This is a genomic window from Nocardia sp. NPDC059240, from assembly GCF_042753865.1.
Lineage (GTDB): Bacteria > Actinomycetota > Actinomycetes > Mycobacteriales > Mycobacteriaceae > Nocardia.
Genome location: NZ_JBHZAC010000008.1, coordinates 45,221 through 59,014 on the forward strand (window position 1 = coordinate 45,221; position 13,794 = coordinate 59,014).

Annotated in this window: 16 protein-coding genes; 8 read left to right on the plus strand and 8 right to left on the minus strand. The window is 68.8% G+C overall.

Annotation, left to right across the window (positions count from 1 at the left end; all coding sequences use genetic code 11):
* Positions 1 to 23: 23 nt before the first annotated feature.
* Complete coding sequence (locus ACFXHA_RS27645; RefSeq protein ID WP_379361713.1) at positions 24 to 866, minus strand: alkaline phosphatase family protein; 843 nt, start codon at positions 864 to 866, stop codon at positions 24 to 26.
* Between the two features lie 240 nt (positions 867 to 1,106).
* Between ACFXHA_RS27645 and ACFXHA_RS27650 the strand changes: the two genes are divergently transcribed.
* The 4 genes from ACFXHA_RS27650 to ACFXHA_RS27665 are packed head-to-tail and all read left to right on the plus strand — an operon-like array spanning position 1,107 to position 5,027.
* Positions 1,107 to 2,126: a hypothetical protein gene (locus tag ACFXHA_RS27650; RefSeq protein ID WP_379361715.1), complete on the plus strand. Its 1,020-nt coding sequence runs from the start codon at positions 1,107 to 1,109 to the stop codon at positions 2,124 to 2,126.
* A 5-nt stretch (positions 2,127 to 2,131) separates the two neighbouring features.
* Positions 2,132 to 3,112, plus strand: a complete 981-nt coding sequence (locus ACFXHA_RS27655; RefSeq protein ID WP_379361716.1) for a hypothetical protein — start codon at positions 2,132 to 2,134, stop codon at positions 3,110 to 3,112.
* A gap of 27 nt (positions 3,113 to 3,139) precedes the next feature.
* The gene (locus ACFXHA_RS27660) at positions 3,140 to 4,393 is read left to right on the plus strand and encodes an adenylosuccinate synthetase (protein WP_379361718.1); all 1,254 of its coding nucleotides are present in this window, start codon (positions 3,140 to 3,142) and stop codon (positions 4,391 to 4,393) included.
* A 10-nt stretch (positions 4,394 to 4,403) separates the two neighbouring features.
* The gene (locus ACFXHA_RS27665) at positions 4,404 to 5,027 is read left to right on the plus strand and encodes an NUDIX hydrolase (protein WP_379361720.1); all 624 of its coding nucleotides are present in this window, start codon (positions 4,404 to 4,406) and stop codon (positions 5,025 to 5,027) included.
* Between the two features lie 89 nt (positions 5,028 to 5,116).
* Here the strand turns inward: ACFXHA_RS27665 and ACFXHA_RS27670 are convergent, their stop codons facing one another.
* Positions 5,117 to 6,052, minus strand: coding sequence for an NADP-dependent oxidoreductase (locus tag ACFXHA_RS27670; protein ID WP_379361722.1), 936 nt, complete (start codon positions 6,050 to 6,052; stop codon positions 5,117 to 5,119).
* Between the two features lie 111 nt (positions 6,053 to 6,163).
* Between ACFXHA_RS27670 and ACFXHA_RS27675 the strand changes: the two genes are divergently transcribed.
* Positions 6,164 to 6,565: a winged helix-turn-helix transcriptional regulator gene (locus ACFXHA_RS27675; RefSeq protein WP_379361724.1), complete on the plus strand. Its 402-nt coding sequence runs from the start codon at positions 6,164 to 6,166 to the stop codon at positions 6,563 to 6,565.
* Positions 6,566 to 6,616: 51 nt separating this feature from the next.
* Here the strand turns inward: ACFXHA_RS27675 and ACFXHA_RS27680 are convergent, their stop codons facing one another.
* Positions 6,617 to 7,189 (minus strand): TetR/AcrR family transcriptional regulator, encoded by a 573-nt coding sequence (locus ACFXHA_RS27680; RefSeq protein ID WP_379361726.1) that lies wholly within the window; start codon positions 7,187 to 7,189, stop codon positions 6,617 to 6,619.
* Positions 7,190 to 7,292: 103 nt separating this feature from the next.
* On the opposite strand from ACFXHA_RS27680, the gene ACFXHA_RS27685 reads away from it, so the two are divergent.
* Positions 7,293 to 8,270, plus strand: a complete 978-nt coding sequence (locus tag ACFXHA_RS27685) for a zinc-binding alcohol dehydrogenase family protein (protein WP_379361727.1) — start codon at positions 7,293 to 7,295, stop codon at positions 8,268 to 8,270.
* Between the two features lie 7 nt (positions 8,271 to 8,277).
* Here ACFXHA_RS27685 and ACFXHA_RS27690 read toward each other — a convergent pair whose 3' ends face one another.
* From ACFXHA_RS27690 to ACFXHA_RS27710, 5 genes are all read right to left on the minus strand, one after another.
* Complete coding sequence (locus ACFXHA_RS27690; RefSeq protein WP_379361729.1) at positions 8,278 to 9,126, minus strand: SDR family oxidoreductase; 849 nt, start codon at positions 9,124 to 9,126, stop codon at positions 8,278 to 8,280.
* 124 nt (positions 9,127 to 9,250) lie between these two features.
* Positions 9,251 to 9,508: a YciI family protein gene (locus tag ACFXHA_RS27695; protein ID WP_379361731.1), complete on the minus strand. Its 258-nt coding sequence runs from the start codon at positions 9,506 to 9,508 to the stop codon at positions 9,251 to 9,253.
* A 36-nt stretch (positions 9,509 to 9,544) separates the two neighbouring features.
* Complete coding sequence (gene nusB, locus ACFXHA_RS27700; RefSeq protein ID WP_379361733.1) at positions 9,545 to 10,051, minus strand: transcription antitermination factor NusB; 507 nt, start codon at positions 10,049 to 10,051, stop codon at positions 9,545 to 9,547.
* Positions 10,052 to 10,071: 20 nt separating this feature from the next.
* Positions 10,072 to 10,635 (minus strand): elongation factor P, encoded by a 564-nt coding sequence (gene efp, locus ACFXHA_RS27705; RefSeq protein ID WP_379361735.1) that lies wholly within the window; start codon positions 10,633 to 10,635, stop codon positions 10,072 to 10,074.
* Positions 10,636 to 10,672: 37 nt separating this feature from the next.
* A complete protein-coding gene (locus ACFXHA_RS27710) occupies positions 10,673 to 11,827 on the minus strand; it encodes a M24 family metallopeptidase (RefSeq protein ID WP_379361737.1) in 1,155 nt (384 codons plus the stop codon).
* 150 nt (positions 11,828 to 11,977) lie between these two features.
* Here ACFXHA_RS27710 and ACFXHA_RS27715 point away from each other — a divergent pair, with 150 nt between their 5' ends.
* Positions 11,978 to 12,523, plus strand: coding sequence for a prepilin peptidase (locus tag ACFXHA_RS27715; RefSeq protein ID WP_379361739.1), 546 nt, complete (start codon positions 11,978 to 11,980; stop codon positions 12,521 to 12,523).
* A gap of 62 nt (positions 12,524 to 12,585) precedes the next feature.
* Entirely contained in the window at positions 12,586 to 13,791 is a 1,206-nt protein-coding gene (aroC, locus tag ACFXHA_RS27720) for a chorismate synthase (protein WP_379361741.1), read from the plus strand.
* Positions 13,792 to 13,794 lie beyond the last annotated feature (3 nt).

The following is a 13,794-nucleotide window of genomic DNA, read 5'->3' on the forward strand; positions in this document are numbered from 1 at the left end:
GCTATCGATCGGTGCGGACCGGTTCAGTTCCACACGTTGGTGATCTCCGAGGCGGAGTTCAGATGCGACAGGCCGTAGGCGCTCTCGAGGGTGCTGAGCACGTTGTAGTGGCCGATCTGGTTGGCGAAGCTGCCGACCTGGGTGTGCGCGCCGACGAAGGCGGTGTAGATGTGGTTGGAGGACCCGCCGTTGTCCTCGTCGAAGGTGACGATGAGCAGGCTGTTGTGGGTCTTGGCCCACTGCGCGCAGGCGTCCATGTTCGACTTCAGCCAGGAGTCACCGGTGCCGACCGAGCAGTCGTGCATGTCGTTGCACAGGTTGGGATCCACGAAGGAGACCGTCGGCAGGGTCGTGTAGTCGGTCGGGAAGGTGCTGTACCGCACGTTCGCACTGGCCGGGACATTGCTGAAGTTCGGGGCCGCGTTGTGCTTGCGCGCGTACTTGCCGCTGGTGCAACCGGTGTAGCCGTCCGAGGGCATTGACTCGGAGTAGCTCTTGAAGCTCTTGCCCGCCGTGAACAGCTGGTTGCCGAGGTTGTTTGCGCTGAAGGTGTGCGGGCAGCTGTCATCCGTGATGCCCTGGGTGGAGCCGGAGAACATGGCCAGGTAGTTGGGCTGGCTCGGGTGCGTGACCGCGAAGGACTGGGTGAATTTCGCGCCCTGCCCGGCGAGGCTGGTGAAGTAGGGGGCTGTGGAACTGGTGATCTGCGAGTAGGCGTGGTTCTCGAACATCACCAGCACGATGTGGTCGAACGCGGGAACACTCGACGCCGCCTGCGCCTGCGACGAGCCGACGACCGCGGTCGTCGCCATCCCGAAAAACGCTGCGGCCGCCATGATTACGGGCGCGATGCGCTTGCTGAACACGGATCCTCCTGAAGGATTCGAACGAACCCGGGCACCACGGCCAGGGCCGGGCAATCCTAAGAATCACCTGTCGCCGGGACGGCAAATACTCTGCGGCCGTTCGATGTTCGGGAAGTGAATACCGCGCCGTGACCCGGGCCGCGCGGCGGTCACGCCCTCCGCACCGACTTTTTGTCAGATTCACAAAAAGATGGCCCAAACCCCTGGCGCGGCATGTTTTAGTCGTCTAGCCTAAAACACATGACGACAGCGCGAGAGACCGCGGAGACCATCCAGGCGGCACAGCGGCCGGAGGATCTCTTCGGTTCCGCCACAACCGATTCCACGACCCGCCAGGCCGCCCGCCGGCGCTACCACCGGATGGCCGCCCTGGTCCATCCAGACCGGGTCGAGGCCGTCGACGCGAGCCTCGCGAGTGCGGCGTTCGCCCGGCTCGCCGAGCTGTACCGGCGGTGGCTGGAACTGGACGAAGCAGACTTCGAGGTGACCGGCACGCGCGGCCGGTACCCGGTCGGGGCCCTGCACGCCACCGGATCCGTCGCCGATGTGTACCTCAGCGGATCGGATCGGGTCGTGAAGATCCCGCGCCGCGCGGCGGCCAACCGGCTGCTGTCCGGGGAGCGGAACGCATTGCGCGACCTCGCGCGAGTGACCGGGGAACACCCGTGGCTGCGGCCCTACTTCCCCGAACTCGTCGACACGGTCGACCATCTGGACTCCGCCACCGGGGAACACCGGACGGTGAACGTGCTCGCCGCCCTGACCGACCGCTTCGTCACCCTCGAGGACATCCGGGCCGCCTACCCCGGCGGACTGGACCCCCGCGACTACGCGTGGATGCATCGACGTCTGCTGCGATGCCTGGCCGGGACCGAACGGGCGGGCTGGGTGCACACCGCGATCAGTCCGGCCAATGTGCTGGTGCATCCTCGACAGCACGGAATCGTGCTGGTGGGCTGGTCTTTCGCGACCCGGCCGGGCCAGCCGGCGGCCGCGACCCTGAAGTCGCTGGACTATCCACCCGAGATCGGCGACCGGGTCTCCCCCGCCACCGACGTCCATCTCGCGCATCGCCTCATGCTCACCATGCTCGGCGACCGCGCGCCGGCCCCGCTGCGCGCCTACGCCGCCGGGTGCATGCAAGCCGATCCCAGGCTGCGGCCCGACGCCGCCGACCTGCTCGACGAATTCGACGACCTGCTCGACCGGCTCTACGGGAAGCGCCGCTTCCGGCCCTTCGAGCTCACGAAAGGTAAGTGATAGCAATGGGTTACGGAAGCTGGGACGACCGGGCGTACGACGCGGCGCGGACCTTCCGCGCGGCGAAGGGACTCGACGACTTCGGTTACACCGCCGATATGCGCTCGGTGCCGTGGGACAAGTGGAAGGCGCACCCCACCCTGGATCCGCTGGGGGTGGGTGTGCGGGAGTCGAGAGACTCTGCCGACCACGGGAATTCGCTGCCGATCGCGGTGCTGTTCGACGTCACCGGATCGATGGGCAGCGTGCCGCGCATCATGCAGGAGAAGCTGGCCAAACTGCACGGTCTGTTGCAGCGCAAGGGTTACGCCGATGATCCGCAGATCCTGTTCGGGGCCATCGGCGATGCCGACAGCGACCGGGTTCCGTTGCAGGTCGGGCAGTTCGAATCCGACAACCGCATGGACGAGCAGCTGCGGCTGATCCTGCTGGAAGGCGGCGGGGGCGGGCAGAAGTCCGAAAGCTACGAGCTGGCAGGGTATTTCATCGCCCGGCACACCGCCACCGACGCCTGGGACAAGCGCGGCCAGAAGGGCTACCTGTTCATCGTCGGCGACGAGTTGAACAAGAAGCGGTTGACCGCCAAGCACATTCGCACCGTCATCGGCGACGACGTGCCCAGCGATATCGCGGTCGACTCGATCTACCGGGAACTGGCCGACCGCTGGCACGTGCACTACATCCTGCCCAATCAGTCCAGCTACTACCAGGATCCGGAGATCGCGGAGCACTGGCAGGGATTGCTGGGCGAGCGTTTCCTGCGCCTGGACGATCCGGCGGCGGTGTGCGAGCTCATCGCCCTGACCATCGGCATCGGTGAGGACCGGGTCGATCTCGGTGCCGGGCTGGCCGACCTCCGCGATATCGGCTCGACCAGCGAGGCCGACGCGGTCGGCAAGGCGCTGGCACCGCTGGGCGGCACCCGGCGCGGCCGCAGCGTCGGCGCGCTGCCCGCCGCCACCGGGACCGACGACGTCGATCTCTGATAGCACGGAAATACGAAGGGACAGCTCATGTTCGGCGATCAGCACCTCATCGTGGTAGACCTCGGCTTCGGCGATGCCGGTAAGGGTGCCACCGTCGACTGGCTGTGCTCGGCGGCGGCCGGGCTCGACGTGGCCGCCGTGGTGCGGTTCAACGGCGGGGCGCAGGCCGCCCACAATGTCGTCGCCGACGGCCGCCACCACACGTTCCGCCAGTTCGGGTCCGGCACCCTGTCGGGGGTGCCGACCCTGCTGTCGCGGTACATGCTGGTCGAGCCGTTGGCGCTGGCCGCCGAGGCGCGGGAACTCGCCGCCTTCGGGGTCGCCGATCCGCTGTCGTTGCTCTATGTCGACGAGCGGGCGCTGCTCACCACGCCGATCCACGGGGCCGTCAACCGTTGCCGGGAGGATACGAGGGGTACTTCCCGGCACGGTTCGTGCGGCATCGGGATCGGTGAGACGGCGAGCTACGCGCTCGACCACGACGCGCCTCGGATCGCCGACTGCCGGCGGCCGGAGGTGCTGCGGCGCAAGCTGATCGCATTGGAGCAGCACTACGCGCCGTTGCTGGCCGGAGGTCGCCACCGCTACGACGCCATCGACGATCTCGTCGACGCGTACATCGCGTTCGCGGAGGCGGTGGCGATCCTGCCGGGCGATCAGCTCGCCGCGTTCGCCCGGACCGGGCGGCTGGTGTTCGAGGGTGCGCAGGGGGTGCTGCTGGACGAATGGCGGGGACTGCACCCCCACACCACCTGGTCGACCGTCGAGCCCCGCTACGCACGCCGCATGCTCGCTCGCATCGACGCTCCCGGTTATGTCCTGGGTGTCACTCGGACGTATATGACCCGCCACGGGGCGGGACCGTTCCCGACCGAGGATGCGGCGCTCTCGATTCCCGAGCGGCACAACGGCACCGGCGAATACCAGGGGACGTTCCGGCTCGGGCACCTCGATCCGCTGCTGCTGCGCTATGCGATCGAGGCCTGTGACGGCATCGACGGACTGGCCGTCAACCACCTCGACGCCGTCGGCGACATTCGCACCGCCACCGGCTATCTCACCGCCGACGGCTGCGTGGACCGCCTCGAACCCGGCGTCTGGCAGGACCTCGACCACCAACGCTCGCTGACCGACCTGCTCGAGGCCGCCACCCCGGCCCTGTCCGACCTGCCCGCCGACGTCCCCGGCTACCTCGAAACCGAGCTCGGCGCACCGGTAGTGCTCACCGGACACGGCCCGGACCGGGCCGACCGCCGGATCCGGATCGCCGCTGAGGCATGATTGTCTGCTTGTGGAGCAACAATCCGCGGTATCCATCGATGTGATCGCCCTGCGCTACGGCAGCGACGACCCCACCGCCACGCTCGGCGTCGCCGCGCGGCGGTGGGAGCCGTTCGCCGGTGAGCTCGCCCTGCCCGGCGTCCTGCTCGGTCTCGGCGAACGCCTCGCCGAGGCCGCCCACCGCGCGGTCCACACCAAACTCGGTGTCCCCGAGGACGCGATCCTCGCCGTCGGCCAGGTCGCCACCTTCGACGAACCCCACCGCGACCCTCGCGGCCCGACCCTCTCGATCGCCATGTGGGCCGTCGTCGGCCCCCACACCGCCGACACCGCCACCTGGTTTCCCTTCGACGGCATCCCACCGCTGGCCTTCGACCACAACCAGATCATCGCCGCGGCCCGCGCCCGCCTGGCCGAAATGCTGTGGAAGGACCTGACTTTCACCCGCGCCCTCACCGGCGACCAATTCACCGCCACCCGCGCGGTGAACCTCACCACCGCCCTGCACGGCACCAAACCCGACCCGGGCAACCTCAACCGCACCCTCGCGGCACTACCCGGCCTCGACCGCACCGGCGAGCGGGTGCGAGTCAAGGCCACCGGCCGCCCGGCCGCCGTCTGGTCCTTCGGCTAGCCACCGCGACCAGCGCACCGCACGGCCCGAATCACGCTCGCCCAACCCCGAACTCCGGCCGACCTCGCGGCAAGTTGCTCGGCTGCCGGTCAGGGCACCAGTACCAGGCGTCCGCGCAGGCCGCCCGCCGCGAGTCGGTGGTGGGCGTCCGCCACCAGGTGAAGCGGCAGCGAATCGGCGACGCGCGGCGTCAACCGGCCCGCGTCGACCAATGCGGCCAGCTCGTCGAGGCGGCGACCATCGGCGCGAATCCAGGTGTTGGCGACGCGAATTCCACGCAGTCCCACCGGTTCCGCACCACCCACCACGGCCGCGAACACCCCTGCGGAGCGGACCGCGTCGAGTGCCTCGGCACCCAGCGACGCGGCGTCCACCGCACCGTCGACGCCACCGGGCACCAGTGCGCGCACGGCTTCGCCGAGGCGCGCGCCGCGCGGGACGAACCACTCCGCGCCCAGCTTCCGCACCAGTGCTTCATCCTCGACGTGCGCCGTCGCCGCCACCCGAAGCCCCTGTGCCACGGCCAATTCCACCGCGAAACCGCCGACCGCGCCCGCCGCACCGGTGATCAGCACCGTCTGCCCGGCGGTCAGCGCGAGCAGATCCAGGGACTGCACGGCTGTCAGCGCGCCCAGTGGTACCGCGGCCGCCTCGATCAACGACACCGTCCGGGGTGCGTGGGCCACCGCGGTCGCATCGAGAACCACATGGTCGGCGTGCGTGCCGAGCGGCACGTCCAGCCGATCGGACAGTCCGAAGACCTCGTCACCGAACGCGAATCCCAGGTCACCGGAACCGATTTCGTCGATCGTTCCCGCCACGTCCCAGCCGAGGCCGATCACGTCGCGCGGCACCATCAGCCCGGCGTCCGCGAGACCGCCGGACCTGGTGTGCAGGTCCACCGGGTGTACTGCGGCCGCGGCCACCCGAATCCGCACCTGCCCCGGACCCGGCACCGGCATCGCGACCTCCGCGATCTCCAGCACCTCGGGTCCGCCGAACGACCGAATCACCACGGCACGCATCTGAATTCTCCTCTGCTTCAGCACTTTCGCTTCCAGCAGCAAACCTAGGGAGTGTTACTCTCCGTTGGGAAGTACGTACCTCGGAGTGCGTACCGCACACCAGGGAGAGCCATGGCGACCAAAACCGCGGCGCAGCGGCGCGAAGAGGCCCGCCGCGTCTACGACGCCTACATCCAGGACTGCCCGACCCGGCAGCTACTCGACCGCATCAGCGACAAATGGGTGAGCCTGCTGCTCAACGCCCTCGGCGACAGTCCGCGCCGCTATTCGGAGTTGTCCCGCATCGTCACCGGGGTGAGCCAGAAGATGCTCACCCAGACGCTGCGCAGCATGGAACGCGACGGACTGGTCAGCCGCACGGTCACGGCGTCGGTCCCGGTCCGCGTCGATTACGAGCTCACCGCGCTCGGCCGCAGCCTGCTCCCGGTCATGCAGGCGATCAAAGGCTGGGCCGAGACCTATATCGAGGACGTCCTCACCGCGCGCGAGACCTACGACCGCGCCGCGAACTGATTACGGCCACATCGATACAACATCCGCCGAGCGACACTCGGTCGGTCGACCTCACACTGGTTGATTCAGCACGGATTGGACGAGTTGGCGGACGGCTTCGAGGAGGCGGTCCTTCTGACCGGCTCGAACCATGTGCGGCACCAGATCTCCGCCCAGCGGAGCGAGGAGCAGACCCCCGACCACGTCGGCGTCGAGATCGGGGCGGAGCTCGCGCAGCAGGGTGCTGATGTGGGTGGCCCAGAACACGTGGAGCTCCTCGGCGCGTGGATGCGGGGGGATTGCCCGGTACGCGACCGAGATCTCGATGTCGTCGGCGATCAGGCGGGTCATGGCATCGAAGTAGGCGAGCAGTCGCTCCCCCGCCGGGGCACTCGGACCCAACGGCGGCGGGCCCGACCGAACAGCCTCCATCAGTCCGAAGGCACCCTCGGCGATCAGTTCGTGCAATAGCCCGGCGCGACTGCCGAAGCGATGGAACAGCGTGCCCTTGGCAACGCCGGCCGCGGCGGCGATCCGTTCCATCGAGGCGGCTTCGGCCCCCTCCTCGGCGAACAGCTTGCGCGCCGCGGTGAGGATTGCCTCCCGGTTGCGGGCGGCGTCGGCGCGTTCCTTGGGCCGGTCCATATCACCACTTTCGTGCGGAATTACAGCGTTGACAACTTGACCGGCGGTCAATATGTTCGGCAGTGCCCAACTTGACCGTCAGTCAACTTATGAGGTGTCTTCAGTGCAAGCAATCCTATTGACCGCTACCGGTAGCCCCGACGTCCTCGTCCCCGGCGAGGTTCCCGCGCCGCGACCGCAGGCCGGCGAACTCCTGATCCGGACCGAGGCGATTCCGGTGCTGTTCCCCGAGACCATGCTGCGTTCAGGGGCGTTCCCGCTGCCAGTTCAGTTCCCGATCGTGTTCGGCACCCAGGCGGCGGGCGTGGTGATCGAGGCGGGCGCGGGCGCGGACACCACCCTGCTCGGGCAGCGAGTCCTGGTCAGCAGCAACACCTTCGGCACCTACGCCGAGCAGGTCAGCGTCCCGGCGCAGATCGCGGTGCGCATTCCGGACAACCTGTCGAGCGTGGACGCGGCGGCCGTCACCATGAGCGCCTCGGTGGCCTTGCCGCTGCTCGAGACCGCGAAACTGACCGGCACCGAGACGGTGCTGATCGAGGCCGCCGGAACCGGGGTGGGCGCCTACCTCACCCAGCTGGCCAAGGAATTCGGCGCGGCCCGGGTCATCGCCACCGCGGGCGACCCGGAAAAGGCCGAGCAGGCACGGGGATTCGGGGCCGATGTGGTCATCGACCACAGCGTGCCCGACTGGACGAACCACCTGCGCGAAACCCTCGGCGGCGCAACCCTGGACGTGGTGTTCGACTCGATCGGCGGCGAATCCGCCCTCGCCCTGCTGGATCTCATGACCCCGCTGCGCGGTCGCATGCTCGGCTACGGGTTCCTGTCCGGCACGGCCGCGCAGGTCAGCACCATGGACCTGATCATGCGGGGGCTCACCTTCATCGGCTGCTCCGGACCGGACTGGCTGGCCGGGGTCGCCGCCGCCCGCAGGGAAGCGTTGGAAAGAGCTGCGGCAGGGTCGATCACGCCGCTGGTCGATCGCGTCCTGCCCCTGGATCAGGCCGCCCAGGCGCATCGGCTGCTGGCGGACCGGGTCGCCAAGGGCACCGTCGTACTGACGCCCGCGAACCCGTAACGCGAGCTCAACCGGCCGAATCTCCGGGCGCGGCATGGATTCTGGCGTCATACCCGGCGCGTGCGGCCTGGTCGATGTCGACGAACATGGTGTCGACATCCATCCACCGATAGAGGGCGCGGGTCAGCCGCTCCGGGTAGAGCGCGCCCAACCGCAGCATCACACCCAATCCGCGCGGCACGGTGAGCCGCGGTCGCGGCCGGGCGATCATGTCGAGCACCCCGGCCGCGACATCGGCGGGCTCGAGCGGGCGCTGCCCCTTGGGATGCCCGGTGCCGGAGATCAATTCGGTATTGGTGAACGACGGCAGCACCGCACCCACCCGCACCCCGCTGCGCAGCACCTCGATCCGCGTCGCCTCGGTGAACGCCACCACCCCCGCCTTGCTCGCGTTGTACAGCGCGATACCTGGCGCGGGCGTCACCCCCGCCACCGAGGCGATGTTCACGATCTGCCCACGTCCGCGCGGCAGCATGCGGCGCAACGCCAGCTGCGTCCCGAGCATCACCCCGTGCAGATTCACGTCGATACACCGCGCGGCCTCGGCATCGGTCACCGCGATCACCGGCCCGATGGGCATCAGTCCCGCATTGTTGACCAGCACGTCCAGCGGTCCGGCCGCCGCCTCGGCCCCGTCGACGAAGTCCTCGAACGACTTCCGTTCGGTGACATCCAGCGCCAGCGCGGTGACCCCCAGCTCCGCCCCGGCCTTCTCCACCGCGCCCGCATCGATATCGCCGATCACGACGGTGCCGCCCGCGTCCCGCACCGCCCGTGCGATGGCGAACCCGATCCCCCGGCCGCCCCCGGTCACCGCCACGACCTTCCCCGCCACCGTCTCACGAGCCCGCGCCATCCCGGTTCCTTCCGCCACCCGCCGAACCGACTGCCCGCGCGGGACGCCTATCCCGAGGGTGCCGCAATCGGCGGTGCCGCAGAGCCGGTTTCGCGGTTCGATCTTGGAACCGTGGCCGGAACGATCAGCCGGTGATCTCCCACTCGTAAACGGTGAGTTCCGAAGCGCCCGTGGTGTGAATCGGGTCGGTGTGGATCAGATCCTTAGCGGCAGCCAGAGTTTCGGCGGTGATCACGTACGCGCCGCCGCTGCCGTCGGTGAATTTGCCGGTCTCCACCAGCTGTCCGCGTTCGCGGACGCCCGCCAGCCATTCCTTGTGCGGAACGATGACGGAATCGTCGAAGCGCGGGGTGCGCATAGCCATCACGAGATACTTGCGCACCCTGCGCTTCTCCTTCGAATTACTGCTCGGCCGAAACTATTCGGCGTCGGCGGGCGGCACGACCGCGCGGGTCGCCGCCGCGGCGGCCCGGACCTGCGGGGCCACCTGGACCACCTGGCCGAGCACACCGTTGATGAACGACGGGGAGTCGTCGGTGGAGAGCTCCTTGGCCAGCTCCACCGCCTCGTCCACGGCCACCACCGGGGGAACGTCGTTGGCGTGGAACAACTCCCACACCGCCACCCGCAGGATGGCGCGGTCCACGGCGGGCAGCCGCGGCAGCGTCCAATCCTGCGAGAGGTACGACTCGATGGTGCCGTCCACCCGGTCCAGATCGTCGGCGACACCTTCGACCAGGACCCGGGTGTAAGGGCTCACCGGGGCGACGGATTCCTCACGCACCGACAGCGAGACCCGCTCGGAGAGCAGGTCCGCGGGATCGATATCGCGGGCCTCCGCCTCGAACAGCAGATCCACCGCACGCCGGCGCGCCTTGTGCCGTGCGCCGAGCTTCTTGAACTTCTTGTCCGATTGATCGGCCACGGAAGACATTATCCGTCGCGTCAGGAGTTGACGCGGCTGATGTAGCTGCCGTCGCGGGTGTCGATGCGCAGCTTGTCACCCTGGTTGATGAACAGCGGCACCTGCACCTCGGCGCCGGTCTCCACGGTGGCGGGCTTGGTGCCGGCCGAGGAGCGGTCGCCCTGCAGGCCCGGCTCGGTGTGGGTGACGATGACGTCGATGGCGACCGGGAGCTCGACGAACAGCGCCGCGCCCTCGTGCATCGCGATCTGCACGGCCATGTTCTCCAGCAGGAAGCCGGCATTGCGGCCGAGCAGCTCTTCGCTCAGGTGCACCTGGTCGAAGGTGTCGCCGTCCATGAAGATGTAGTCCTCACCATCGTGGTAGAGGAAGGTCATGTCGCGACGGTCGACGGTCGCGGTCTCGACCTTGACGCCCGCGTTGAAGGTCTTGTCGACGACCTTGCCCGAGACCACGTTCTTCAGCTTGGTGCGCACGAAGGCGGGACCCTTACCCGGCTTCACATGCTGGAACTCGACAATCTGCTGGAGATTGTTGTCGATCTTCAGCACGAGGCCGTTTTTGAAGTCACTGGTGTCCGCCACTGTCCTCGGATCTCCTACTAGTCGTTTCAACCGCGCGTCAGTCGACGACGGTCAGGTCTTTGCTGGTGTTGGTGAGCAGTTCCGGGCCCCCCTTGCGAACCACAAGCGTGTCCTCGATCCGGACACCACCGCGGCCGGGGAAGTACACACCTGGCTCGACGGTCACCGCCACGCCATCGAGAAGTGTACCCGTGCCGGTTTTGGCGATTCCGGGCGCTTCGTGGATCTGCAGGCCGACTCCGTGTCCGAGGCCGTGCACGAACAGCTCGCCGTGACCGGCCGCCTCGATCACCGACCGTGACGCCGCGTCCACCGCCTTGGTCGAGACGCCGGGGGCCAGCGCCGCACGGCCCGCCGCCTGCGCGGCGTTGACCAGGTCGTACACCTCCCGCTGCCAGTCGCTGGGCTGCCCCAGCACGAAGGTGCGAGTCATGTCGGAGTGGTAGCCGCCGACCATGGCCCCGAAGTCCAGTTTCACGAAATCGCCGGTGGCCAGCACCGCGTCGGTCGGACGGTGATGCGGGACAGCCGAATTCGCACCGGCGGCCACGATGGTCTCGAAGGCGACCGCCTCCGCGCCGTGCTCGAACATCAGCCACTCCAGGTCGCGGCCCACCTGCCGTTCGGTGCGGCCGGGCGCGAGGCCACCGCGCTCGAGCAGGACCGCCAGGGCCGCGTCGGCGGCATCGCAGGCCGCCCGCAACTGCCCCACCTCGTAGGCGTCCTTCACCATGCGCAACTGTTCGACCAGACCCGAGACCGGCACCAGCTCGAGGCCGGTGGCCAGCGCCGACAGCCCGCGATGCTGCTCGAAGGTCATGACCTGGCTCTCGAAACCGACCCGGCCGGTCTGCCACTCCCCCGCGATCTCGACGACGCGCCGCGCGCTGGCCCGGTTGATCTCCGCGCGCAGATCCGGCACCTGCACCCCAACCTGGGTGAGGTAGCGGCCGTCGGTGCAGATGATGGTGCGGTCCTCGCTGGAATCCCAGGCGTACACCAGCAGCGCGGCATTCGATCCGGTGAAGCCGGTCAGGTAGCGGATATTGATCAGGTCCGTCACCAGCAGGGCGTCGACACGATTCTCCACGAGCAGGTTGCGCAGGTTGGCCCGGCGCAGCGCGTAGTCGGGTCGCGGGGTCGGATCGTGCGGTGCCTTCTCGTGCTGTGTCTTCTCGTGATCAGCAGACATGTGTCAAAGCTACCGCCGACACGCCGCAACACCGACACGCAACACGTGAATCGGCCGGTTAAGGAAACACCGGTGTTCACAACCGAAGCAGTTATCCACATTTCGCGATCGCGCGCCCCACCGGCGCCGAGATCGCGAGAACCTCGAAGCATGGCCCCGATTCCGCTTCTCGCACTGAGCCTCTGGTGCACGGCGCTCACCGCGTGCGATCTACGCGCACGCCGCCTGCCCGACGCCCTCACCCTGCCGGGCGCGGTAGTGGTGCTCGCCTACGGATTCGCCGTGGGCACACCGATACCCGCGCTCGCCGGTGCGGCGTTGCTCACGCTGCCCTACCTGCTCGTGCATCTCGCCCGCCCCGGCGCACTCGGTGCGGGCGACGTGAAACTCGCCGTCGGTCTAGGGGCGGCGACAGCCCTCGGCGGGGCACCGACGTGGACCTGGGCGGCGGTGGCCGCCCCCATGCTCACCGCCGCGGCGGCCCTGGGCACGCTGCTGACATGCCCACCGAGGCTGCCGCGCCCGCGCAAACCGGCCGCGCCGGGCCATGATTCACCCGCCCGGAACCGGCCTCGGGCATTACGGACCCCGGCAGTGTGGGCGTTTCCGGAGCGGGCCGGCACGTTGCCCGGAACGCTCGCGCACGGTCCCGCCATGTGTGTCGCAAGTGTGATCGCGCTGGCGGCCGGGCGCTGACATCGTGCTATGCGTGGGCCCGTGTGTTCGGGCACCCCAACTCTCATGGAAAGATGTAGCTCGTGTTGCGCTGGATAACTGCCGGAGAATCCCATGGTCCCGCTCTCGTCACCATCCTCGAGGGGATGGTGGCCGGTGTCGAGGTGACCTCCGCCGAGATCGGCGCGCAGCTGGCCCGACGCCGACTCGGCTACGGGCGTGGCGCGCGAATGAAGTTCGAGGCCGACGTGGTGACGATGGTCGGTGGCGTGCGCCACGGCCGCACCATGGGCGGTCCGGTCGCCATCGAGGTGGCGAACTCGGAGTGGCCCAAGTGGACCCAGGTCATGTCGGCCGATCCGGTGGATCAGGCCGAGCTGGCGGATATGGCCCGCAATGCGCCGCTGACCCGGCCGCGTCCGGGGCACGCCGACTACTCGGGCATGCTCAAGTACGGCTTCGACGATGCCCGCAATGTGCTCGAGCGGGCCAGCGCCCGCGAGACCGCGGCACGCGTCGCGGCGGGTACGGTCGCCCGGAACTTCCTGCGCCAGGCCCTGGGTGTCGAGGTGATCTCGCACGTGGTGTCCATCGGCACCGCCGCCGACACCAGCGGTGTGGTCCCGAGCGCCACGGATCTCGCGGCCATCGACGAGTCCCCGGTGCGCGCGTTCAGCAAGGACGCCGAGGCGGCGATGATCGCCGAGATCGAGGCGGCCAAGAAGGACGGCGACACCCTCGGTGGCGTGGTCGAGGTCGTGGTCGAGGGGCTGCCGGTCGGCCTGGGCTCGTTCACTTCCGGTGAGGCGCGCCTGGATTCGCGACTCGCGGCCGCGCTCATGGGCATTCAGGCCATCAAGGGTGTCGAGGTCGGTGACGGTTTCGAGACCGCGCGCCGCCGTGGCAGCCAGGCCCACGACGAGATGAAGCCCGGCGCCGACGGGGTGCTGCGCTCGACCAACCGCGCGGGCGGTCTCGAGGGCGGCATGACCAATGGCGAGGCGCTGCGCGTGCGCGCGGCCATGAAGCCGATTTCGACGGTGCCGCGGGCGCTTTCGACGGTGGACATGTCCTCCGGCGAGGAGGCCGTGGCGATTCACCAGCGTTCGGATGTATGCGCGGTTCCGGCCGCCGGCGTGGTCGCCGAGGCCATGGTGGCGCTGGTGGTCGCGCAGTCGGTGCTGGAGAAGTTCGGTGGCGACTCGCTGCCGGAGACCGTCGACAATATCCACGCCTACCTGAAGCGGATCAATGCCCGCCCGCACATCCCGGGCAATGCCGGGCAGTGACCA